Origin of the sequence: Nostoc sp. UHCC 0302 (assembly GCF_038096175.1) — a bacterium.
In the GTDB taxonomy this organism is placed as follows: Bacteria; Cyanobacteriota; Cyanobacteriia; order Cyanobacteriales; family Nostocaceae; genus UHCC-0302.
The window spans coordinates 6,753,909-6,776,950 of the sequence record NZ_CP151099.1 but is presented as its reverse complement, the minus strand read 5'-3'; the positions used below and the strand labels follow the sequence as shown (position 1 = coordinate 6,776,950).

21 protein-coding genes and 1 pseudogene are annotated in these 23,042 nt (G+C 41.4%); 18 read left to right on the top strand and 4 right to left on the bottom strand.

The features are described 5' to 3' along the window. Positions 1-102 precede the first annotated feature (102 nt). The 10 genes and pseudogenes from WKK05_RS29295 (at position 103) to phnE (ending at position 9,654) form a co-directional block, all read left to right on the top strand. Entirely contained in the window at positions 103-1,185 is a 1,083-nt protein-coding gene (locus WKK05_RS29295; RefSeq protein ID WP_341526527.1) for an SGNH/GDSL hydrolase family protein, read from the top strand. Between the two features lie 9 nt (positions 1,186-1,194). Further along, positions 1,195-1,338 carry a hypothetical protein gene (locus WKK05_RS29290; protein WP_341526526.1) on the top strand — a complete coding sequence of 48 codons (144 nt, stop codon included), beginning with the start codon at positions 1,195-1,197 and terminating at the stop codon, positions 1,336-1,338. Further along, a pseudogene (locus tag WKK05_RS29285) lies at positions 1,331-1,564 on the top strand (M42 family peptidase); the annotation flags it as partial. The gene WKK05_RS29290 and the pseudogene WKK05_RS29285, both read left to right, overlap by 8 nt. A 108-nt stretch (positions 1,565-1,672) precedes the next feature. Continuing rightward, a complete protein-coding gene (locus WKK05_RS29280; protein ID WP_341531222.1) occupies positions 1,673-2,146 on the top strand; it encodes a hypothetical protein in 474 nt (157 codons plus the stop codon). A 336-nt stretch (positions 2,147-2,482) separates the two neighbouring features. Beyond that, complete coding sequence (locus tag WKK05_RS29275; RefSeq protein ID WP_341526525.1) at positions 2,483-2,812, top strand: hypothetical protein; 330 nt, start codon at positions 2,483-2,485, stop codon at positions 2,810-2,812. 96 nt (positions 2,813-2,908) lie between these two features. Continuing rightward, positions 2,909-5,788, top strand: coding sequence for a pentapeptide repeat-containing protein (locus WKK05_RS29270; protein ID WP_341526524.1), 2,880 nt, complete (start codon positions 2,909-2,911; stop codon positions 5,786-5,788). Between the two features lie 150 nt (positions 5,789-5,938). Next, a complete protein-coding gene (locus tag WKK05_RS29265) occupies positions 5,939-6,421 on the top strand; it encodes a cupin domain-containing protein (protein ID WP_341526523.1) in 483 nt (160 codons plus the stop codon). Between the two features lie 276 nt (positions 6,422-6,697). Continuing rightward, positions 6,698-7,672, top strand: coding sequence for a phosphate/phosphite/phosphonate ABC transporter substrate-binding protein (locus tag WKK05_RS29260; RefSeq protein ID WP_341526522.1), 975 nt, complete (start codon positions 6,698-6,700; stop codon positions 7,670-7,672). Positions 7,673-8,034: 362 nt separating this feature from the next. Beyond that, the gene (locus tag WKK05_RS29255; RefSeq protein ID WP_341526521.1) at positions 8,035-8,856 is read left to right on the top strand and encodes a phosphonate ABC transporter ATP-binding protein; all 822 of its coding nucleotides are present in this window, start codon (positions 8,035-8,037) and stop codon (positions 8,854-8,856) included. 3 nt (positions 8,857-8,859) lie between these two features. Next, positions 8,860-9,654, top strand: a complete 795-nt coding sequence (gene phnE, locus WKK05_RS29250) for a phosphonate ABC transporter, permease protein PhnE (protein WP_341526520.1) — start codon at positions 8,860-8,862, stop codon at positions 9,652-9,654. A 235-nt stretch (positions 9,655-9,889) separates the two neighbouring features. Here the strand turns inward: phnE and WKK05_RS29245 are convergent, their stop codons facing one another. After that, a complete protein-coding gene (locus WKK05_RS29245; RefSeq protein WP_341526519.1) occupies positions 9,890-10,573 on the bottom strand; it encodes a (2Fe-2S) ferredoxin domain-containing protein in 684 nt (227 codons plus the stop codon). A 79-nt stretch (positions 10,574-10,652) separates the two neighbouring features. After that, positions 10,653-10,910, bottom strand: coding sequence for an Asr1405/Asl0597 family protein (locus WKK05_RS29240; protein ID WP_341526518.1), 258 nt, complete (start codon positions 10,908-10,910; stop codon positions 10,653-10,655). 442 nt (positions 10,911-11,352) lie between these two features. On the opposite strand from WKK05_RS29240, the gene WKK05_RS29235 reads away from it, so the two are divergent. The 8 genes from WKK05_RS29235 (at position 11,353) to WKK05_RS29200 (ending at position 21,775) form a co-directional block, all read left to right on the top strand. Next, positions 11,353-11,907 carry a Dps family protein gene (locus tag WKK05_RS29235; RefSeq protein WP_341526517.1) on the top strand — a complete coding sequence of 185 codons (555 nt, stop codon included), beginning with the start codon at positions 11,353-11,355 and terminating at the stop codon, positions 11,905-11,907. Positions 11,908-12,415: 508 nt separating this feature from the next. Continuing rightward, positions 12,416-15,733 carry a carbamoyl-phosphate synthase large subunit gene (gene carB, locus WKK05_RS29230; protein ID WP_341526516.1) on the top strand — a complete coding sequence of 1,106 codons (3,318 nt, stop codon included), beginning with the start codon at positions 12,416-12,418 and terminating at the stop codon, positions 15,731-15,733. A gap of 581 nt (positions 15,734-16,314) precedes the next feature. Further along, positions 16,315-17,271 (top strand): RNA polymerase sigma factor, RpoD/SigA family, encoded by a 957-nt coding sequence (locus WKK05_RS29225; protein WP_341526515.1) that lies wholly within the window; start codon positions 16,315-16,317, stop codon positions 17,269-17,271. A gap of 268 nt (positions 17,272-17,539) precedes the next feature. Next, complete coding sequence (locus WKK05_RS29220; RefSeq protein ID WP_341526514.1) at positions 17,540-17,884, top strand: DUF760 domain-containing protein; 345 nt, start codon at positions 17,540-17,542, stop codon at positions 17,882-17,884. A gap of 470 nt (positions 17,885-18,354) precedes the next feature. Next, complete coding sequence (mutT, locus tag WKK05_RS29215) at positions 18,355-18,771, top strand: 8-oxo-dGTP diphosphatase MutT (protein WP_341526513.1); 417 nt, start codon at positions 18,355-18,357, stop codon at positions 18,769-18,771. Positions 18,772-19,015: 244 nt separating this feature from the next. Next, positions 19,016-19,480 (top strand): CBS domain-containing protein, encoded by a 465-nt coding sequence (locus WKK05_RS29210; protein WP_341526512.1) that lies wholly within the window; start codon positions 19,016-19,018, stop codon positions 19,478-19,480. Between the two features lie 159 nt (positions 19,481-19,639). Further along, complete coding sequence (locus WKK05_RS29205) at positions 19,640-20,305, top strand: phycobilisome degradation protein NblB (protein ID WP_341526511.1); 666 nt, start codon at positions 19,640-19,642, stop codon at positions 20,303-20,305. A gap of 843 nt (positions 20,306-21,148) precedes the next feature. Continuing rightward, positions 21,149-21,775 (top strand): hypothetical protein, encoded by a 627-nt coding sequence (locus WKK05_RS29200; RefSeq protein ID WP_341526510.1) that lies wholly within the window; start codon positions 21,149-21,151, stop codon positions 21,773-21,775. A 328-nt stretch (positions 21,776-22,103) separates the two neighbouring features. Here the strand turns inward: WKK05_RS29200 and WKK05_RS29195 are convergent, their stop codons facing one another. Continuing rightward, complete coding sequence (locus WKK05_RS29195; RefSeq protein ID WP_341526509.1) at positions 22,104-22,622, bottom strand: DUF456 family protein; 519 nt, start codon at positions 22,620-22,622, stop codon at positions 22,104-22,106. A gap of 83 nt (positions 22,623-22,705) precedes the next feature. Further along, the gene (locus WKK05_RS29190; RefSeq protein ID WP_341526508.1) at positions 22,706-22,852 is read right to left on the bottom strand and encodes a hypothetical protein; all 147 of its coding nucleotides are present in this window, start codon (positions 22,850-22,852) and stop codon (positions 22,706-22,708) included. Positions 22,853-23,042: the final 190 nt, after the last annotated feature.

Sequence of the window (23,042 nt, the reverse complement as noted above, 5' to 3'; positions counted from 1 at the left end):
TAGTTTTTCAATAGCTATCTATACAGACAGGGTGTTGATTTATTCTCCTTGATTATTTGTCAAGCTTGATACGCAACATTAAGAACTTAAGAAAAAATCAGCATGAAAAAAAAAGTTGTAGCGGCAGGATTTATACTTTTCTCCTTCATGTTGCCAGCGAAAGCAACTGCTGCGAATTTCAGCAAGTTTTATGTATTTGGTGACAGCCTTTCTGATACTGGTAATGTGTTCGCTGCTACTGGCGGTGCGATCGCACCAACAACAGCCATACCCCAAGACCCGCCCTATTCTCAAGGGCGTTTTTCCAATGATAAAGTATGGGTTGACTACTTGGGAGATCAGCTAGGTTTAAAGCCTACTCCATATCTGACTGCAACTACTACTATCCCTAACCAAGGTGTTAACTATGCCTTCGGCGGTGCTAATTCCGGTCAAGGTAATGCTGTTATTCCCAACCCAGCTTTGCCAGGAATATTACAGCAAGTCGGCTTATTGACGCAACCTGTCTTACAAGCTAATCAAAAGCTTGACCCGAATGCTCTATATTCTGTGTGGGGTGGTGCAAATGATTACTTATTTGGTCAAACTCCTGATACTGCTCAAACAGTCCAGAATTTATCAAATGCAGTAGGGTTGCTTGCCGCATCTGGCGCTAAAAATATTTTGGTATTTAACTTGCCTGATTTGGGCAAGACTCCACTTGCAGTTGCAGCAGGACAATCAAGCAATTTAACTGCTTTGACAAATGATCATAACAGTAAATTAGCAGAGGAACTGAGCAAGTATACCAACAGTCCTGACCTTAATCTTGTCTCTGTTGATGTGTTTACCCCATTTAATCAAATCGAAAAAAATCCAGGACAATTTGGTTTTAAAAATGGCACTGATCCTTGCGTCATCGGTGATTTACAAACAGTTATAAGTGTATGCTCTCAACCAAACGATTATGTGTTCTTTGACGCTGTACATCCAACAACAGGCATTCATAAGTTAGTAGCAGATACTGCATTAGCGGCGATTGAAGCTAAGTCTGTTCCCGAACCTTCTATAGAGTGGGGAACTGTGTTAGCACTTAGTGGTTTGGGTGTAGCTGGAGTACTCAAGCGGCAACGCAAAAAGCCGGCAATTACGACAACAAGTTGGGTTTTTGACGCACAATTGTCTCATACAAAAGTTGAAAACTAAACCAACTCATTGATGTGGGATTACGATCGCTTATTTAAAATTATTGAAGAATTGGTCATGCACCACTCTCCCAGTGGTGCAGAAGCCGAGATTAATCAGTTGTTGATGCAGCGATTTGCCGCTTTTGGTGTAGAAGTCTGGCGCGTTAAATAGGCAACTGCGCCATAGTGCCAAGCAACTAGATATGCCATTGCAGCTAACAACACTGAGCGGATTTGGTAGCGATGCCTCAATCGCCATGAAATTTGGTCATGTTGCCCGTGCTGCTTGTCTAGCATTTCCCACACAAAACACACATGGCTATGAAATTGCTCATTTAGGAGCGATCGCTAACTGTTTAAACTTGCTAAAAGCTTTTTGTGAAAGTGAGATTGAGTGAGTCAAGGAGGTAGGAGCAAAAAGACAAATAATTATGAGGAATTTACCTAGCGATCGCGCTGATAACTTTGGGAATACTGAACTCAAGTATCCTAAAGGAGTATTAAAAATGCCAGATAATCGCATCAGTGCTAATTTTAATCAAGCAGATCGGGAAGCGGTAATGCAAGCGATCGCTACTATTCGGGAAAAGTTACCATTTTTGGTTGATTTGACAACTGAAGAACGGCGAACAATGCTCAAGATGGGAGATAAAAGCCGTGCATTTGTCAGCAAAGCGTTGGAAGTTGCAACACAAAACCCTAACTTTCTGCCCCGTTCTTTTGATGTCGAAGAGATGCGGCAGGATTTGTCGCTGTATGAGGCGTTGTATCCAGTGCTGCTATCTTTAACGCAACTGCAAGAATTAGTGGATGATACTTATATAGCCACTGGCAGCGAGGCGTATGCAGCAGCATTGTCAGTTTACAACTATGCCAAAGCTTGCGGTGATGTTGCAGGTTTAGATGGAGTGATTGATGAGATGGGACGCAGGTTTTACCGCCGTTCTAAGAAAAAGCAACCCGAAAGCGTAGCCAGCTAAAGCTGTAGATAGGTAATTATAGCAGTTATCAATAGGGTGAAATATACATTTTTTGGTAGGGGCGTACAGCTGTACGCCCCTTTTGCGTTTTATAGCAGCTTACAAACCCGTAGGGTGTGTTGTCGCGCAGCGCAACGCACCATCAATGATCTTCGGTGCATTAGGGCTGCATTTTGTAGTGCTTTGCAGTTGAGTTTAATACAGACCTAACCCCCAGCCCCTTCCCTACAAGGGAAGGGGAGTAAGCCTCAAAGCCTCTCTCCTTGTAGGAGAGAGGTTTGGAGAGAGGTCAGAGTGTATTCTATTTAAACGAGAACGCTATAAATCTGAAGATTTTTGAAACCTGTCTGCGCTGATTTTGTTTGTGTAGCCGCGATTTACAATCGCCAAGGCATCATTGAGCCTCAGAAGGTCAACATCGAGCTTCCGAACGTCATCATTGAGCCTCAGAAGGTCATCGTCGAGCTTCCGAACGTCATCATTGAGCCTCAGAAGGTCATCGTCGAGCTTCCGAACGTCATCATTGAGCCTCAGAAGGTCAACATCGAGCCTCCAAAGGTCAACATCGAGCTTCCAAAGGTCAACATCGAACCTCCAAAGGTCAACATCGAACCTCCGAAGGTCATTATCGAGCTTCTGAAGGTCAACCGCAATTTTATTCTTTAAAAACTATTAAATTTACTGGTATCTTTCCGAAAAAATCGTGTTCAGCGTTGTTTAAATAAACTCGTTAAGCACTTCTAGCAGCGCAACCCAATACCCATGAGCAACAGACCTGGAATTTTGATCACTGAGCCAGTTGCAATTTTAAACAAAAAACTAAATATCGATGCGCGGAGTGTCTTTACAGGAATAACAAAAGCTGTGGCAAATGCAGCTACTGGTAATTTAGGCAACGTGCCAGAAAATATTGTAGATATTGGAGCAGCAATAGGGCTAGCAAAAGAACCAGGAGAACTTGCTTGGATACTAATTTTTCATTCTCTTACACAAGCAATGTTGAGCTTGGTAGAAGACAATCAAGATTTAGTGCGGGAAGCCAACAGAAGTAAAGAAGTAAACACAGATGACCTTCAAGTAATTTCTAAACATCGCCTCAACCAGTCATTAGAAAAACTCGAAGAAGAACAAATAACTATTTACCAAGACTTTTTCGAGCATCCCAAAGACTTAGCAATTGTTGAAACAATCAAAAAACCTTTTGCTGAGTGGTTGGAAGATATTAATTTAAATAAAGCACAAGCAAAAGCAATTAGCGATCGCCTTCCTGATGAGTTTGTTAATGCGCTACATATAGAGTGGGCAGAACATTCTGATAAATATGCCCGCTTGCAATCAGAATTAGACACTCCTTTTATTAAAGCTGTTGAAAGAAACGCTAAAAGAGAACTGTCATGGCAACGTTATTCCGTGTGGCTGCAAAACCAGATTAACCAAAGAGTCTTTTCTGAAGCTTTTACCTTGAAGGATGTTTATGTGCCGCTGCGTGCTTATTACGAAGAGCGCAAAGATGAAGAAAGAGAGAAGGAGATTCAGCGGGTTGTTGTTGATTTAGAAACAGAACTGCAAACTTGGTTAGATAAAGCTGACAAGGCTGATGCCATTCGGGTAATTAGTGGAGGGCCAGGAAGCGGGAAATCTTCTTTTGCTAAAATTTTTACAGCTAAACAGGCAGTAATCTTTACAACCAAGCAGATAGACAAAGTAAAAATTCCAGTTTTATTTATTCCTCTACACCTTTTTAATCCAGAGGGTGACTTAGTTAATGAAATAGGCAAGTTTATCAAATCAATGCGTGATATTCCTCTGCCACCTAATCCTTTAGAGCTAGATAATTATATGTCCAGACTATTAATTATTTTTGATGGCTTAGATGAGTTGGCAATGCAAGGCAAAATTGCTGAGGATGTTGCCCAAAAATTTATTAATGAAGTTATACAGCAAGTCAGTAGTGCTAATTATTCTCAGACTCATTTACAAGTCTTAATCAGTGGTCGAGAATTAGTCGTACAAAACAATAGCAGCGAGTTTCGCCAACCAAAGCAAATCTTGCATATTCTACCTTATTTTGTAGATGAGAATGAAAGAAATAATTATAGTGATGATAATAACTTATTAGACGAAGACCAGCGACAACGTTGGTGGAAGTCTTATGGTGCAGTTAGTGGTCATGAATATCCAGGTTTACCAGAAAATTTAGACCAAGGTCATTTGAGAGAAATCACTTCTCAACCATTGCTCAATTACTTAGTTGCTTTGAGTTATGAACAGGGTGAACTGGTGTTTTCTGAGGATAGTAATCTCAATGAAATTTATGCAGACTTGTTAACACGAGTTTATAAGCGGGTTTGGGCTGAGGACAATCAAGATATAAAAAATCCCCATTTAAAAGGAGTTGAGAAAGAAGACTTTATTGGAATATTAGAAGGAATTGCTGTTGCTGCTTGGCATGGCGGAGATGGAAGAACAACAACAGTTAAAGAAATTGAAACTAATTGTGAACCAGATATCCTCAGACGTGTTCTAGCTATTTTTAAAGAACAAGATGCTAAAGCAGGTGTTACTCGTCTTTTGACTGCCTTTTATTTCCGAAAAAGCGGCTATAAACAAAACGAAGAAACGTTTGAATTCACTCACAAAAGCTTTGGCGAATATCTAACAGCAAGGCGCATAGTAAAGGAAATAGAACGTTTTCAGGAAATCAAAGAATTTAGTAAAAATAATAAATACATAAAGTGGGATGAAAAAGAAGCCTTAAAAGACTGGGCTAAACTATGCGGTTCAACCGCTATGGATAAATATCTGTTTAAGTTCGTTGTAGATGAAATCCGTTTAAAGCAGGAGAGGGCTGATGTTAGTGAATGGCAGCAGATATTGTGTGACCTGATTAGTTTTATGCTGCATAATGGAATGCCAATGGAACTTTTGACTGATATCAAATCTTTTCATCAAGCCAACCAACAAGCACGTAATGCAGAAGAAGCGTTATTGGCTGTCTTAAATGCCTGCGCTAGAGTGACACGAAATGTTTCCAAGATTAAATGGCCTTCTCCTGAAGCTTTTGGCTCTTGGATTTCCCGCTTGCAAGGGCAGAGAGGTGATACTGATACTGATGTGTTTTGCTTGAATTGTCTAAGTTTTTTGGATTTGCGAGATTGCGTTTTAGTTTTTAAAGACTTGTATAAGGCGAATCTTGTACAGGGCAATCTTGTAGAGGCGAATCTTGCAGGGGCATTTCTTGCAAGGGCGTTTCTTGTAGGGGCGAATCTTGTACAGGCCAATCTTGAATGGGCCAATCTTGTAGAGGCGAATCTTCTACAGGCCAATCTTGTAGAGGCGAATCTTCTACGGGCGAATCTTGTAGAGGCGAATCTTCTACGGGCGAATCTTGAAGGGGCGAATCTTCGAGGGGCGAATCTTCTACGGGCGATTCTTGTAGAGGCGAATCTTGAAGGGGCGAATCTTGAAGAGGCGAATCTTGAAGAGGCGAATCTTCTACGGGCGAATCTTGAAGGGGCGAATCTTCGAGGGGCGGATCTTCGAGGGGCGGATCTTGAATGGCCAAGGCTTACACAGGCGAATTTCGAAGGCGAAGATTTAGCAGATTTAAATGAAGATTCAGGTTCAGACTCGAATGAGTAACCGCCATCACCTTTGATTTTGCAATTAGCCAACTTCTATCTATCAACCTGCTTGCATTAATAATACTTGTCTCAAAACTACCTGAAGAAAACATCAGTTATTTTAAAGTACATCTATGTCAGGATTTAACAAAAAAATCAGGAGATTACAATGACAGCCACAGTAGTCCAGCCAAGTAAAGGTTCTACATATTTGGTTTTGGGTGACTTTTACACCATTCTGACTACACCAGAAGATACAGATGGAAAGTACGGACTAGTCGAGATGGTATTGCAACCGCAAAGCTTTACACCACCCCACAATCACTACCAAGCGGATGAAGCACATTATATTCTTGAAGGTGAGGTCGAGTACCAACTTGACGACCAGACTATCATCGCCACTCCGGGAATGTACCTTCACTTTCACAAAAATCAGAATCACGCTTTTAAGAACATCGGTTCAAAGCCTGCTAAAGTCTTGGGTGTACTGACACCATCAGGCCCTGAGTTGTTTTTTGCAGAAGTAGGGCAGCCAGTCAACCTACCTTTGAGTGAAGAACAGCACAGTCTTTTGACTCCTCCTAATCCTGCCGATATCGAAAAAGCTATTGAAATTGCTAAGACGAAATATGGAGTAAAGTTTACTTTCTAGTAGTGCAGAATTCCTCAAAGTAAGCGCTACAAACACAGAGAGCAATTTTTATCCGAACTTTACTTGAGCAAAAGCGATCGCTTCTTACTAACCGCATCATCTTCTCAAAAAGATAACAGTGCGATCGCTCTATATCATCTAAATTAACCGCTTGTTTAACCAGTCATTACACAACTCATATTGACATTTGCTCTTAAAAGCTATAAATCTTTTTTATAGAGCAATTGAAAGTAATTTGCAAAAAAACTGAGAATACTTCTTAATGGAGAGTTGCAAATGAGTGTGAGGAAAAAGGGCTTGTTGGCTGCTGGCGCGGCAGTTGTAGCGCTTACAAGTTTAGTGGTAAGCACAGTCGGGGGAATGCAGACAACCATCGCCAACCCCACTGCAAATCAACAAACACCACGCTTACTCGCCCAAGGGCAGAAACCCATAACAATAGTCTTTCCTAGTAGAGCAGATTCTACAGACTTGCAAAATAAAGCGAATGCTGTTGCTAAACTCTTGTCTCAAGAACTGAAAACACCAGTTAAAGCCCAGGTAAGCGATGATACCGCCGCCGTAGAAGCCTTGAGAGCGAATCGCGCCGATATCGCTTTCTTAAGTAGCCGCCCAGCTTTGAAAGCTGAGCAATTGGCAAACGCCCGCTTGTATTTAGCCGAAGTACGTGACAACTATTCTGGCAGATATACGTATAGTTCAACATTTGTTGTTCCCAACAATAGCCCCCTGAAAACCAGAAATTCAGCTAAAGCCACCTTAGAACAACTCCGGGGCAAAAGAATGGCTTTTACTTCACCCACATCTGGCTCAGGGTTTATTATCCCCGTGGCTGAGTTGGTGAAACAAGGATTTGTCGAAAACCGCGATCGTGTAGATCGTTTCTTTGGTCAAGTTGCCTATGGTGGCAATTACAGCAAAGCTTTGCAAGCAGTTGTTCGCGGTCAAGCAGATGTAGCAGTAGTCTCAGAATACGCTCTCAACCCTCCGTATATTACCCCACAAGAAAAGAGCCAATTGCGGGTTCTATACAAAATTACTGGTGTACCTGCCCACGGTATCGCTATTGATGATGACGTTCCAGCACCAACACGCGAAAGAATCATCAACGCCTTACTCAAGTTAAATCAGTCACAAAACAACCAACTGCTACGTAACTTATATAACTCTACAGAATTGGTGAGAGTAGATCATGATCGTCACTTAGCACCAATCCGTAACGCCCTCAAACTTGCTGGCATTGAACCGTAGAAGAGGAGGGGGAGCAGATGGGCAGGGGGACAAATTAATTCAAAATTTAAAATTCAAAATTCTTTACCCTTGACTGAATGGCACTAAGTTAAGCACAAGCCCTTGATAAAACTTGCTTTTGGGTGTGGGGTTGCAGGTTCGGGTGTGGGGAATTAAGAAGATATTGAACTCTGCCGCGCAACTAAAATTTAATTGTCTTAAACACTACACCCAACACCCTACCCCCAACACCCTGCCCTGACGAGGTTTTACCTTTTCTTAGTGCCATTCACCCTTGACTCTTGACTCTTGTAGAGACGCGATTAATCGCGTCTCTACTCTTGACAAATGACGAATGACCAATGACAAATGACCAATAGATTATGACTGAGCCTGTCATTGAATGTCACAACGTAGAGACGGCTTATACTGCATCATTGAATCGTCCTATCCTCAACGGGATTAATTGCCAAATAAAGCAAGGCGAGTTTGTTGTTTTGCTCGGACTCAATGGTGCAGGTAAGTCCACATTATTACGATCGCTAGTCGGATTAGTCCCAATAGTCAAAGGAGAAATTTGCATTAATGGTGTAGGGGTTACTCCCCGAACATTGCCACAAATTCGCCGTGATATTGGAATGTTATTTCAGGGTGGCGGACTGATTCGGCAATTATCAGCAGTTGAAAATGTGCTGTGCGGACGCCTTGGTGTTAGGACAACTTGGCAAACCTTATTGGGATTTCCTAAACGCGATCGCCTTTTGGCATTAGAGTTATTGCAGCAGTTGGGCTTAAAAGAGTTAGCTGAACAAAAAACCAGTCAACTTAGCGGCGGACAACAACAACGAGTAGCGATCGCCCGTGCTTTAATTCAATCACCGCAAATTCTCTTAGCGGATGAACCAATCACAGGCTTGGATGTCATAGCATCTCAACAAGTGATGCAGACATTATCCCAACTGCACACTCAGCAAGGCATGACTATTGTGGCAGTGTTGCACGATTTGGGAATAGCAGCAGAATATGCCCAGCGTGCGATCGTCTTAGATGCCGGACGTATTGTTTATGACGGAGTTTGTGAAAACTTGCAAGCTCAATTTTCTCCAGTTTTGAAGCGCAGTGACTCACCCAGTTCCGGGTTCTCCGAAGTTCTAATCCGAGGAAGCCTCCCTTTAGATTTCTCTGTGCCTCCTGATTCCCTATAAATAATGAGTTACTTATCAAATTCAAAACTCATACGCCGCTACCCTTGGGTGAGTCCCTTACTCATCCTGTTAGTTTTGGTTTTAGTTTATGGTTGGGCTGTGCGAGGTCTAAAAGTTGACTTTGAACTGCTTCAGACGAGCTTTCCCTACATTATCGATTTTGTTTCCAGGTTATTTCCCCCAGACTGGAAAGTTTTAGATATAGCAATTAAGGCACTCATTGAAACTGTACAGATGTCTTTGTGGGGAACCACCATTGGAGCAATTCTTTCTTTGCCTATTGCTATTGCTAGCGCTAACAACCTTGCTCCCCTATGGCTGCAATGGTTGGCGAATTTGCTGCAAAACGCAGTGCGTTCCGTACCATCAATTATTCTGGGGCTAATTTTTGTCGCCGCCACCGGATTAGGCGCACCTGCGGGAACTTTAGCTTTGGGAATTTATACCATCGGTTACCTAGCTAAATTTTACCAACAAGCAATTGAAGCGGTAGATCAGCGTTCTCTGGAGTCTTTGCAAGTGATGGGAGCATCCAGATTGCAAGTTGCCCAATATGGGATTTTGCCTCAAGTGCTGCCACTGGGATTAGGTTATACCTTGTGGATGTTTGAGTACAATATCCGTGCTGCTTCTGTATTGGGTGTAGTTGGAGCAGGTGGTATTGGTTTTCAATTAAAAAGTTACATTGACGGTTTTGAGTACACCAAAGCTACAACTATGATGCTAGTGCTGTTGGTAGTCGTCACGGTAATTGATGCCTTTAGTAGCCAGTTACGTCATCGGCTGGATTCAATGTAGTGGTAGTGAAACCAGTCGCTAAGAGCTAATAGGTAATGAATTATGTCTTTAGTTATATTTTCTTGTAGTTGCAGGATGTGCTGAGAAGGGCTTTCAAGCGAGAAAATAAAACTCAACTTATTAAATAGACCTTTTGCAATCTATTTGCAAAAGGTCTATTGAGCATTAGAAGAACAATCAGAAAACGTTTGTTATTAAATTTTCTCATTAAACAGTTTAGAGTTAGCTATTAGCTTTAGCAAAGTTTGCCGTAGGCAATCCCTGCTTCCTTTGATTTCTCTGGGATTTGTTCTGGGCTACTGTCAGCAAAATGCTTATTCATCAGGCTGGGAACCTGTCCAGCTTGAATCCTGCTGTAACGGGTTTTATCTGGCATCACTAGGTTAGGCCCAGCTTTGCAGTTTTTCATGCAGCCAGTGCCTTTGATAGTTACTTGGTCTTCCAAACCGCGATCGCTCAACGCAGCCTCCAATGCCTGACAAACTGCTTTGCCACCGCGTTTCATGCAATCAGACTTTTGACACACCAAAATCGTGGCTTTGCTCTTAGCTGGTTTTACCTTCGCCTGATCAACTAATGCTGATTCCTTTGGTGGTTCGATTGAGGAAACTCCTCCCCTCTTTGCATCTTCTACTATTCCATCCTCAGAACGCCGTGCCGCCATCACACGTTCAGCTTTTAGTGTAATTTTGTCATGTTTCAAGTCATATTTTTTATAACCAACAACTTGCAACCAAGTACCTGCTGGTAAGCGCAAATCAAAAGCACCCCGTAAATGTTTGGCTAATTTTACATAACGTTCACCTTCAGGAGTTCCCAGCAGCAAGCCTTTGAGCTTATAACCATCTTTGATTACAAAATCGAGAAATATTCCTTCAAGGCAAAATTCTGATACTTCTGTAGTGTGTAATTCACTCATTTCTTTGACCTATTTTTAACTAATACAAGTTATTTAACAGTCTCTAAGATTGGTTTTGCCCAGCGTGGGCGATCGCCCATTAAAACTGTTTGTAGCGAATCTGCCAGCACTGTTCAAGACTCCAAATCAGCTGTTGACGAGAGGCGGTGAATCCCCGCATTACACTCCAAAGTTGAAAAGCCGCCGTGGGGCTAGCAATTTCAACTCTCAATGGCTGGTTAGTTTCACAACAACAAGGAACCTGTAACTCCTGTAAACGTTGATAGACTTGCCAGCGGTCTGCCCAATCCACATTTACAATGTGCTTTCTTTCTACTTCTGAACTAGACGATTTCAAGAGAATTGCCCCCAAAGTGCAACATACTCGCAATAACTACAGTGCCTCAGCCCCACATTTTTGAAAAACTTAGGAGATTAGCCTCTTAAATAAGGATACCTCAAGTGCAAACAATTCTCAGTAAGTTTTGAAAAAAAATCAAATATTAATCATCTAGTAAGCAGCAAATAGAGACAGGAACCAAAAGTGATTATTGCTATTTTCCCACTTTTCCCGTTCCTCTTACTGAATATGCATAGTTAAAGACATATATCAAGGATAGTAGTAAGCATAAATAACATAATGGGCGTGCCATTATTCAGAGCTAGAGTGAATTCAAGACTTTTAGTAGCAAAAAATTCAAAACTCTGTAATATTAATTGGGCTTGCTTTTATTTTTTAAATGTTAATATGTAAAGACTAAGCAGTTAAAAACTATAACTGCTAGAAAGCGAGGAGAACAATGTCTGAAACGCAAACTGTATTACGAAATTTTGGTCATGTTTATGACAATCCTATCTTACTGGATCAAAGCGTAACTGCTCCAGTTACTGAAGGATTAAATGTTGTATTAGCTAGTTTCCAAGCACTATACTTACAGTACCAAAAACATCATTTTGTAGTTGAAGGCTCAGAATTTTACCAGCTACATGAGTTTTTTAACGAAAGCTATGAACAAGTACAAGAACACGCCCATGAAGTTGGAGAGCGCTTAGATGGGCTGGGCGGTGTGCCAGCATCTACCTTCAGCAAATTAGCAGAATTAACTTGTTTTGAGCAAGAATCTGATGACGTATATTCTAGCCGCCAGATGGTAGAAAATGACCTGGCCGCAGAGCAAGCTATTATTGGTGTGATTCGCCGCCAAGCCGCCCAGGCTGAGAGTTTAGGCGACCGTGCCACACGTTATCTATACGAAAAGATTCTGTTAAAAACTGAGGAACGGGCTTTCCACTTAGCTCACTTCCTTGCTAAAGACAGCCTAACCTTAGCATTTGTCCAAGCTGCTCAAAGCTAAGCTCTCATCATCTAGATTTGTCTACTCCAGACTCAAGAAAAAGTTAGCAGCACTAGCTCTTAAAAAAATATAATAAATGGCAGAAAAGTGGGATACTGCTCTCTGCCATTTTTAATCTCTATAATTAGAGATGTATAAAATTTAATTTTGAAAATATTTGGCAATTAGCTAGTTAATAAATAACGTCTAAGTTAATTGGCTAAATACCTAGACATATATGGTAGTTAAATAAATCACTATTTGTTACAAAAACTATTAATACAAATAGTAAAAATTTGCAAAAGCTATAAAAAGTTTACGCTTACAACTAAATAAAATTCGACATACAAATGTATATCAATGGGAAAGTGAAGAATAATAATTGTTGATTAATTCGATTCTTCCATTGCTTCACTTTCCACCGTTGTCTGTCATCAAACCTAGAAAACTTGATAACAATTAGCATGAAGAGGGGTAAAGACCCTTAAAATAATCAGGATTTCTATTCTCGTACTCTAAGGCAACGACTATGCCCCGCCGTGATGACCTCCGGAAGATTCTGCTGTTAGGCTCTGGCCCTATTGTGATTGGACAAGCCTGTGAGTTTGACTACTCTGGCACTCAAGCCTGCAAAGCACTTCGAGAAGAAGGCTATGAAGTGGTGTTAGTCAACTCAAACCCTGCGACAATTATGACCGACCCGGAAACGGCCGATCGCACTTACATTGAGCCGTTGATACCGGAATTGGTCGAAAAAGTCATCGCCAAAGAACGCCCTGACGCACTACTGCCAACGATGGGTGGACAAACCGCGCTCAACCTCGCCGTTACCCTAGCAAAAAACGGGGTATTGGAAAAGTACGGTGTTGAGTTAATCGGCGCTAAGCTCCCAGCGATTGAGAAAGCCGAAGACAGGAAACTGTTTAACGAAGCAATGGACAAAATTGGGGTGGCTGTATGTCCCAGCGGTACTGCTTCATCTTTAGAAGAAGCAAAAGCGATCGCTCGTCAAATTGGCACTTATCCCCTAATTATTCGTCCTGCCTTCACAATGGGCGGTACTGGTGGCGGTATCGCCTACAACCAAGAAGAATTTGAAGAAATGGCACAGGTTGGTATAGATGCCAGCCCTGTTTCTCAAATTCTCATCGACCAATCTCTACTCGGCTGGAAAGAATACGAACTGGAAGTGATGCGTGACCTTGCAGATAACGTTGTGATTATCTGCTCCATCGAAAACCTTGACCCTATGGGCATCCACACTGGGGACTCTATTACCGTCGCACCCGCGCAAACCCTTACTGATAAAGAATATCAGAGGTTGCGGGATATGGCAATTAAAATCATCCGCGAGATAGGGGTAGAAACTGGGGGTTCTAATATCCAGTTTGCGGTCAATCCTGTCACCGGAGATGTGGTTGTGATTGAGATGAATCCCCGCGTTTCCCGTAGTTCAGCTTTGTCTTCTAAAGCCACGGGTTTCCCCATTGCCAAGATAGCGGCAAAATTAGCTGTGGGTTATACCTTAGATGAAATTAAAAATGACATCACAAAGAAAACTCCCGCATCCTTTGAGCCGACAATCGACTATGTGGTGACCAAAATCCCCCGCTTCGCCTTTGAAAAGTTTCCTGGTTCAGAACCAGTGCTGACAACACAAATGAAGTCAGTAGGTGAAGCAATGGCAATTGGGCGGACTTTTAATGAATCCTTCCAAAAGGCGCTGCGTTCTCTAGAAACAGGACGCGCTGGTTGGGGTTGCGACAAAGCCGAAAAACTACCCAGTGGGGAACAAATTCGCGCTCAACTGCGGACACCCAACCCCGATCGCATCTTCGCTGTGCGTCACGCCTTACTGCTAGGGCTAACTATTGAGGAAATTTATGAACTCACCGCCATTGACCCCTGGTTCCTGGGTAAAATGCAGCAATTGCTAGAAGTGGAGAAATTCCTGAAGCGGACACCATTAAAGCAGTTGACAAAAGAGCAGCTTTATGAAGTGAAGCGAGATGGATATAGCGATCGCCAGATTGCCTTTGCCACGAAAACCACTGAAGATGAAGTCCGCACCTACCGCAAAGAATTAGGAGTTATCCCAGTTTACAAAACTGTGGATACCTGTGCGGCTGAGTTTGAAGCGTTTACTCCCTATTACTATTCTACCTACGAAGAAGAAACAGAGGTCTTGCCCACAACCAAACCAAAAGTGTTGATTTTGGGTGGTGGCCCCAACCGGATTGGGCAGGGGATTGAGTTTGATTATTGTTGTTGTCACGCCGCCTATGCTTTAAAGGGAGCGGGTTACGAGACAATAATGGTCAACTCTAACCCAGAGACGGTTTCGACAGACTACGATACAAGCGATCGCCTTTACTTTGAGCCATTGACCAAAGAAGATGTCCTTAACATCATTGAAGCTGAAAATCCTGTTGGGGTAATTGTTCAGTTTGGCGGACAAACACCATTAAAATTAGCAATTCCTCTCCAGGAGTATTTGCAAGGATTAGGGACTAGTGACTGGGGACTGGGGACTGGGGATAATTCCCAATCCCTAATCCCCAATACCCAATCACCAATACCCAAGATTTGGGGTACATCACCAGATTCCATTGACGCAGCCGAAAATAGAGAGCGATTTGAAAAAATTCTTCAGAAATTGAATATTGCTCAACCGCCAAATGGTACTGCTCGGAGTTATGAAGATGCGTTGATTGTTGCTCAACGCATTGGCTACCCGGTAGTAGTGCGTCCTAGCTATGTGTTAGGGGGACGAGCGATGGAAATCGTCTATTCTGATACGGAGTTGGAACGCTACATGACATTTGCCGTGTTAGTGGAACCTGAACATCCAATTTTGATAGATAAATTTTTGGAAAATGCTATCGAAGTTGATGTGGATGCGATCGCTGACCACACTGGGCGAGTAGTAATTGGTGGTATCATGGAACACATAGAACAAGCGGGTATTCACTCAGGAGACTCAGCTTGCTCTTTACCCTCTATTTCCCTATCACCAGCAGTTCTCAATCAAATTCGCACTTGGACGGTACAGCTAGCGCAGGAACTGTCAGTCGTGGGGTTAATGAATATTCAGTTTGCCGTTGTCGGCGCTCAAGGCTATTCTCCCCAAGTTTACATTTTGGAAGCTAACCCCCGTGCATCTCGCACAGTTCCATTTGTGTCTAAGGCAACAGGTGTACAGCTAGCAAAACTAGCATCCCTAATTATGTCGGGTAAAACCTTAGAGGAACTGAAATTTACTGAGGAAGTCATCCCATCACATATTGCTGTAAAAGAAGCAGTTTTACCGTTTAATAAATTTCCTGGAACTGATACTATATTAGGCCCAGAAATGCGTTCCACTGGCGAAGTCATGGGAATTGACAGTGACTTTGGGCGTGCGTTTGCGAAAGCGGAAATGGGTGCTGGGGAGCGTTTACCACTGTCGGGAACTGTATTTGTGTCAATGAGCGATCGCGACAAAGCTGCTGCGGCTTCAGTTGTCAAAGAATTCATTGAATTGGGCTTTACCGTCATGGCTACACTTGGTACACGTCGAGTTCTTCGTGAAAATGGCTTAGATGTTGAATTAGTGCTGAAACTGCATGAAGGTCGTCCTCACGTCCTAGACGCCATCAAAAACCAGAAAATTCAACTCATTATCAATACGCCATCAGGGGAAGAAGCCCAGACTGATGCCAGATTAATCCGTCGTACAGCCTTAGCTTACAAAATTCCGATCATTACCACCATCGCCGGGGCAAAAGCCACAGTTGCCGCCATTCGCTCCCTACAAAATACAACTTTGGATGTAAAAGTCATCCAAGATTACTGCAAAAACCTTTAGCAGTAATCTTGTTTTGGAGAGTGAGGGAGTAGGGAAGTAGGGAGCAGGGAGCAGAGGGGAGAAGAATAATAACTACTGAACCAATGCCCTATGCCCTATGCCCTATCCCAATCCCCAGCCCCTAAAAAATTAAGCAATTGTTATAAGAGAATGAATATAGTTCTCATTGAGATATTTTAACAAATATGAGGAAGATTTTTAATCTAGCTATTTTCTAGAATTGCCTTCTCTCAGCCATAAGACTAATGAAAATAATGCATAACCCAAAATATTCAGGAATTTCTAGCTACAATCTAGCCAAATCTCTCTCATAAATGTTACAATATTTAATACTGATTAAACTAAAGAAACGTCAAAAGGTTACCTTTTATCTAACTATAGATACTTGTGAAACCATGAAAATAGCTGTAATTTCTAGCAGTTAAGAAGCTCTAATTTGATTACTATGAGCAGCCGAGTTTATCGGGCGCGTAAATTGTAAACCATAGCATGGGTTCCAGTTTAACTGGTTAACACCCTGGAAAGCATCTATCCATTTAATGACCCTACCGTCAAGTCCATCATTACCAATGAGTAGCGCCATGAAGACCGCTCAGACAGCCACAGACCTCGTGCGGACTTACCTGCGTGAGATTGGCCGTGTGCCACTCTTAACCCACGAGGAGGAAATTTCTTATGGCAAACAGGTGCAACGTTCAACCGCCTTGCAAGAGGAGAGGGAGAACCTTGCCACTCAGTTGGGTCGTCATCCGACTTTAGAAGAGTGGGCAAAAGCGACTAAGCTAGATCCAACAGAGTTGAACGAAGCGATCGCTGATGGTGAAATTGCCAAGCGCAAGATGGTAGAAGCCAATTTGCGACTGGTAGTATCCGTTGCCAAAAAGTACATTAAGCGCAACGTCGATCTACTCGACTTGATCCAAGAGGGTAGTATCGGTATGCAACGGGGTGTAGAAAAGTTTGACCCTACCAAAGGTTATAGATTTTCTACTTATGCCTATTGGTGGATACGGCAAGCCATCACACGTGCTATAGCCGAAAAAGCTCGCACGATTAGGCTACCTATCCATATTACTGAAAAATTGAATAAGATAAAAAAAGCACAGCGCCAGCTGTCTCAGAAATTAGGACGCGCTCCCACAGCAGCCGAGCTAGCCGAAGAATTAGAATTGACTCCTAAGCAAGTGCGAGAGTATCTAGAAAAGGCGCGTCTACCCCTATCCTTAGATTTGCGGTTGGGAGATAACTACGACACCGAACTCGGAGAAATGTTGGAAGATCCAGGAGCTTCTCCAGAAGAGTTCGTCATGCAATCTTCCCTATCTTATGACTTAGAGCGTCTCATGGGCGACCTGACACCGCAACAGAAGGAAGTGATCACACTACGCTTTGGGTTAATTGATGGGCAAGCTCTCACTCTCGCTAGAATCGGTGAAATCCTCAACATCAGCCGGGAAAGAGTACGGCAAATCGAGCGGGAAGCATTAACTAAACTTCGTAAGTCTAAAGCCAACATGAATGAATATTTGGCAAGTTAGTTGTTTGTTACTTGCCCCCATTCAGAGCGCTGCAAGTCGGCGCTCTGAATTCTCTGTTTATCATTAGTGATTTATAAAAGACCCTTTGGGTTCGCCCGTAGGTGAGAAAATACCCGCCTTTGGTACGGTTACACCGACTTACACTAGATAGCTAGCCTGTTACATTAGTTGACAAGAAGAAAAAGTAGCCAGTTGAAGTCAAGTTCAATACAGGCATTTAGCTTTTAAGTCTCACTGCTGTAAGCATTGGTAGTTCAAGAGGTAAAAAATGAGTAACCAATCAAACCGAGTCTCAGAATTTTTCAATAGCGAATCAGAAAGTAGCGATTTACTTTGGCAGTACGTTAAATCTTTGAGTCCAGAAACCGTCACTCAACTATCTAAACCTACTTCTCCTGAAGTCTTTCAAGTGATGGAACGTAATATTACAGGGCTGTTGGGTAACCTACCTTCAGAACACTTTGGTGTTACCGTAACCACCAGCCGAGAAAGCCTTGGTCGGCTTCTCGCCTCTGCGATGATTAGTGGTTATTTCTTGCGTAATGCTGAACAGAGAATGGACTTTGAAATCGCTTTGCAAGGAAGTGAAACCAATAACAGTGAAGTTGAATAGGAATCTCACATTTAACTTTCAATGGTGTTTGATGTCTAATCAAACTTATGGCGGCACTAATCGAGAATATGCTTCTGCTAAATTCTGATAATCTCGCTTTTCCTTTTTATTCAGCCCTAGTCATTTATTAACTATAGTCTCTTGTGTTTATAAAAATCTAAATTGCTAACTAACTGAGGGCTGAAATGAAAGGCATAAATCTGGATAATTTTTTACCCATGTAATTTTGTCAGTTTGTATTTAGTTTCATCGGGGATAAATTTCTCAATGATTAATGCAGGTCTGTGGGCAAACTAATAATGGTAAACGACTCATAATAAGTAAATATAAATTTATCAATCCAAACTCGGCAGAGTTCTAATCAGTCCGCCGAGTTTTATTATTGACTGATAGTCAAGAGTTATTCGTTATTAATTTACCTAGCTCCTCTGCTCCTTCATCCTTTCCTCTCCTAAATTTCGCAGTCAATTATGAGTGAAACCAGTTTTTCCCCACCCCATAAAATTATCGGTGTTGCTGTAATTTGGAACGATCAAGAACAAATTTTAATTGATCGCCGTCGTCCAGAAGGAGTCATGGGTGGATTGTGGGAATTTCCTGGTGGCAAAATCGAGCCGGGTGAAACTATCAAAGAATGTATTCTACGAGAAATTTATGAAGAACTGGGAATAGTCATTGAAGTAGAAGAGCATTTGATTACTATTGACCATACCTATACAGATTTACGTGTCACGCTCACAGTGCATCACTGTCGTCATGTTACAGGTATTCCCCAACCTTTAGAATGCGATGAAATTCGCTGGGTAAGCTTGGAAGAACTGGAGCAATTTGTTTTTCCCAAAGCCAATATTCAAATTATTGATGCCTTAAAAACGGCTAGGAAATAGTGACTGGTGAGCTAGCTAGCGTGGTTTCTATCATCAGCGGCTGGCGTAAAGTCCGGGTATAGATGCGCTTACAGCCTTGGTACGTTTTGCACTCACCCAAAAAGAGATTAGGGACTGTAAAGAATAATTAATGTCCAATGCTCTCAATATCCAATCCCGTAACAATCTATTAACGGCCACGGGTTAATACCCGCAATTTTCTACAATAAACGCAGAGACTTTGATAAAAGGTGTCAGTAAACAAATGCCTAAAACAGTTGCCGACGTGATGAACTGCGAGCCAGTTGTCGTCCGGGCTGAAACTCCGCTTAAGGAAGCTATCCAAATTCTTGCAGAACGCCACATTAGTGGGCTACCTGTTGTGGATGATGTCGGTAAATTAGTGGGCATTATCTCCGAAACCGATTTGATGTGGCAAGAAACTGGTGTTACTCCACCGGCATACATCATGTTTCTGGATAGTGTTATCTATTTAAAAAATCCGGCTGACTATGAACGTGACTTGCACAAAGCACTAGGACAAACCGTTGGGGAGGTAATGAGTCAAAATCCCATCACTATTTCCCCTGACAAAACTTTAAGGGAAGCAGCCACAGTTATGCACGATCGCAGCGTTCATCGCTTACCAGTGCTTGACAGCGCGGGTCAAGTAATTGGTATCCTCACTCGTGGTGATATTATTCGGGCAATGGCAGCAAGTCAAGATTAGTCATTAGTCCAAAGTCAAAAAGTCCACAGTCTAAAGTCAAGAGTCCAAAGTTCAAAATAGGCTCTTGGCTAGAAGCAGAGCGTCTCCGGCTCTACCCTTGACTATGGACTCTTGACGCTTGACTCTTTTTAAACACCTTTGAAAATCAAGGATAACTAAATGAGTATTACTCCTGAGTCAGTTAAGGAATTGCTCAGTTCAGAAGATGTGGGCGATCGCTTGCGCGCGGTTAATCAAATCCGCCAACTAGAACCAGCTGTTGGCTTTGAATTGATTCAAGCTGCCGTTGGCGATAGCAATGCGCGTGTCCGATATTCGGCTGTGAGCCAATTGGATACGCTCGGAGATCAGAATTTAGAGTTATCCTTGGAAATATTGCGCGATCGCTTGTTCAATGACACCGAAGTAGATGTACAAGCAGCAGCAGCAGACTGTATCGGCGCTCTTAAACTACATGATGCTTTTGAAGACTTACAGCAGGTTTACCACAAGACCGATGAATGGCTCATACAATTTAGTATCATTGCTACATTAGGAGCGTTAGGTGATCCGCGAGCCTTTGAATTGCTCAAAGAGGCACTTTCATCAGAAACCGAATTAGTACAAACTGCTGCTATTAGTTCTTTCGGTGAATTAGGAAATTTAGAAGCAATTCCCCTCTTAGCTCCTTATGCTACGAATCCAGATTGGCAAATGCGTTACAGAGTTGTTCAAGCTCTGACTCTATTAGGGGGTGCAGAAGCCAAATCGATATTAGAAACACTCGCTAATGATGAAGTCGAAGCGATCGCAACTGAAGCGAAACAATCTTTGCAGTCTGCATAAAAAGCTGTTACTCAAGAAATACCTCGATAACCCGTAGAGGAACGAGAGATTACGAGTTATTATCCTAAATCAGCAATATAGCAATCCTAAATCATTCTCGAACGTACTAAATATGATTGTTTAGGGTGGGCAATGCCCACCTTTTTCTTATTTTGCTGAGAACTGTCCAGATACGAGTATTTCACCAATTAACTAGGATTGCTATATACAGGAGTTTTTTTTTGCATTAAGTAAAGCTACGGGTTTTGAGGCAGGAGGCAGAAACTCTTTATATCTGATGCGTGAGTCCTGCATTTTGTATTTCACTTACTTGCAAACTGCTGTATGTAATTTTTGAATGTCTAAACTATTTACAATTTATTAGATTACTACTTTACAGTTATTTTACAAATATTTTGCTTTGTTTTAATTGGTAATAGTAAAGTTATCTCTAAACTTTATTCTTGCTAAACAATTAGAACTAAATGCCTAAGCTTATGCCGAATATTGAACAAAAAGCATAATTTTTTATAAAAAAGGAAAATTTTTAAATACTACCTATTTTAACTATTTTTAGCAAGTTAGATAACAGTGTTTACAAGAAAAATATATAACAGTAATTCGCACAAACTTAGCAGACTCTTCACTTGTACTTTAACACGAATCAATTAGTTGCATGTGATAATACTGACAGGTGAGACACAAAATAATATTTTGAGTTGAACTCTTGCAATTCCTTATTTGGAATCTACTTAGATAAATTTTGATATGTACCAATATCTGTAATTTCCCCGCAGTATTTGCAATTGTCGTATCAAAATTATCATCCAATTAATATTCACAAATTTTTAGCTGGTGAAAATAATGAGTAACCTCAAGAATATTGTCCGTGGAGCAGCTTTGGTTAGTAGCACCTTGGCTTTAAGCGCAACTGTAGCTGTTTCATCTGCTCAAGCAGCAGTTTTTGGTGATCTTAATATCACAGGGCAATCTACTTTACTTAACGGGAATGATTCCAATCCTGCAACTGACAAAATTACGTTTGATTCTGCTATAGTTCACGCTAACTCAACTGGTAGCTTTGCTACCTTGATTGGCTCGAATGCTATCATATCTGCTATAGATTTAACTCAAGTTTCAGGTGATACCTATTCAGCGACTACAACTAACCCATTTATTACATTTACTAATGGTTTGAAGTTTGTCGCAGATAATCCGTTCACCGTTAAGAGATTAACAATTGGTTCTGATTTAACATTAGCAATAACTAATCCACCCTTTAGCGGAAACTTTATTGATGCTATAGGACAAGTTGTAGGTAGAGGCGCTTTTACTTCAAATTATAACGTTACGAGCGGTAGCTACTCCATGACTTTAAAAACTGTACCCGAACCTACAGCTACTCTAGGCGGATTTATAGCTTTAGGGCTAGCAGCATTAGGCACAAATAATGTAGCTAAAAATCAGAAGAAGCTGAAAGTAACTGCATAATAAAAGCTTTTACTTTACAGTATATTTCTTAAAGTTTTAAGGCGAGGTTGGGTATTTGTTCTTCAAATTTAATACGGATGTAACAATACACATTTTCCTGGAATTAACTTAATTAACTAATAACAAGCCAGTCATCTATACAAACCTAGATAAGCTTGTGTTGTTTGTAATTAAGATCCTCAAAATACCCTATGACTGTTTAATAGCCATAGGGTATTTTTGATTTGATAGGACTTATTATGGCATACATCAAATCTTATAATATTGGAGATTAGAAAATAAAAAATCTATTTATGCGAAACTTGTTGAAAATACCTTTACTCAAACTTTACCTACCAAATACCTGCGGCCAAGTTGTGGTTATGAAAACTACAACTGCTGCGATCGCTAACAACCCTTGAATTAAATTTCCAACCAAACTTCCTACTACAATTCCTATACCAGCCTTCACAGCTAAACCTATTTCACGCTGATAAAGATATTCACCAATAATTGCTCCTAATAGCGGCCCTAACAAAATTCCTAACAACGGGCCTCCAAAAGGCAATGTTGGCAATAATCCAAAAAAGCCTAGCAACAAACCGACAATTGCACCAATTTGTCCCCACTTGCTAGCTCCAGCTTGTCTTGCTCCTATGTAGCTAGCTAAAAAATCTACCCCGACACTAAGAAGTAAAACGATAATTGTCACTATTAATGGTATTTTAATGGCTGTAAAGGAACTAGTCACAATTCCCCAAATAATAATTGCAATTAAAATTAAACTGCTGCCAGGAATAGCAGGAACCACAGCACCAACGATACCCACAACCATGACAGCGACCAATAGCCAATAAATGATTTGCATAAAATTTTAAATTTCTGAGTTAGCTAGCGGGAACTACAAAGGATTTATAAAGTAAATCTATCGCATTTATGGAGATGTGCTGTCTATCTTTCTGCAAAAGCTAGGAAAACCTGATCCATTTGGACTTTTAAATAGAACCAAACATAATTTTCTACCTCAATCTGATAAAATTTTTTAGCGATCGCTCTTGACTTGTCTTGGTAATTCACATCTGTAGAGAGTAAGATCATTTGGCTTTTAGGTTGCTACACATAGGCAATCCAAAGCAAGGAAGAATGATATTTAGCTATTTTTTTAAGAATTGGTATAATCAATTGCTGGGCAGATGCGATTTACACTGTTCACGAAATTGAATACTAAGCACGTTACTTGCGGTTTGTTGAGTATGCAAACCTCTTATTGGCTATATAAACTGTTCAC

What these genes read in the sequence shown, in the direction of transcription:
- WKK05_RS29295 (WP_341526527.1), top strand. Translation starts at nt 103, where the DNA reads ATGAAAAAAAAAGTTGTAGCGGCAGGATTTATACTTTTCTCCTTCATG.
- WKK05_RS29280 (WP_341531222.1), top strand. Translation starts at nt 1,673, where the DNA reads ATGCCAGATAATCGCATCAGTGCTAATTTTAATCAAGCAGATCGGGAA.
- WKK05_RS29270 (WP_341526524.1), top strand. Translation starts at nt 2,909, where the DNA reads ATGAGCAACAGACCTGGAATTTTGATCACTGAGCCAGTTGCAATTTTA.
- WKK05_RS29265 (WP_341526523.1), top strand. Translation starts at nt 5,939, where the DNA reads ATGACAGCCACAGTAGTCCAGCCAAGTAAAGGTTCTACATATTTGGTT.
- WKK05_RS29260 (WP_341526522.1), top strand. Translation starts at nt 6,698, where the DNA reads ATGAGTGTGAGGAAAAAGGGCTTGTTGGCTGCTGGCGCGGCAGTTGTA.
- WKK05_RS29255 (WP_341526521.1), top strand. Translation starts at nt 8,035, where the DNA reads ATGACTGAGCCTGTCATTGAATGTCACAACGTAGAGACGGCTTATACT.
- phnE (WP_341526520.1), top strand. Translation starts at nt 8,860, where the DNA reads ATGAGTTACTTATCAAATTCAAAACTCATACGCCGCTACCCTTGGGTG.
- WKK05_RS29245 (WP_341526519.1), bottom strand. Translation starts at nt 10,573, where the DNA reads ATGAGTGAATTACACACTACAGAAGTATCAGAATTTTGCCTTGAAGGA.
- WKK05_RS29235 (WP_341526517.1), top strand. Translation starts at nt 11,353, where the DNA reads ATGTCTGAAACGCAAACTGTATTACGAAATTTTGGTCATGTTTATGAC.
- carB (WP_341526516.1), top strand. Translation starts at nt 12,416, where the DNA reads ATGCCCCGCCGTGATGACCTCCGGAAGATTCTGCTGTTAGGCTCTGGC.
- WKK05_RS29225 (WP_341526515.1), top strand. Translation starts at nt 16,315, where the DNA reads ATGAAGACCGCTCAGACAGCCACAGACCTCGTGCGGACTTACCTGCGT.
- WKK05_RS29220 (WP_341526514.1), top strand. Translation starts at nt 17,540, where the DNA reads ATGAGTAACCAATCAAACCGAGTCTCAGAATTTTTCAATAGCGAATCA.
- mutT (WP_341526513.1), top strand. Translation starts at nt 18,355, where the DNA reads ATGAGTGAAACCAGTTTTTCCCCACCCCATAAAATTATCGGTGTTGCT.
- WKK05_RS29210 (WP_341526512.1), top strand. Translation starts at nt 19,016, where the DNA reads ATGCCTAAAACAGTTGCCGACGTGATGAACTGCGAGCCAGTTGTCGTC.
- WKK05_RS29205 (WP_341526511.1), top strand. Translation starts at nt 19,640, where the DNA reads ATGAGTATTACTCCTGAGTCAGTTAAGGAATTGCTCAGTTCAGAAGAT.
- WKK05_RS29200 (WP_341526510.1), top strand. Translation starts at nt 21,149, where the DNA reads ATGAGTAACCTCAAGAATATTGTCCGTGGAGCAGCTTTGGTTAGTAGC.
- WKK05_RS29195 (WP_341526509.1), bottom strand. Translation starts at nt 22,622, where the DNA reads ATGCAAATCATTTATTGGCTATTGGTCGCTGTCATGGTTGTGGGTATC.
- WKK05_RS29190 (WP_341526508.1), bottom strand. Translation starts at nt 22,852, where the DNA reads ATGATCTTACTCTCTACAGATGTGAATTACCAAGACAAGTCAAGAGCG.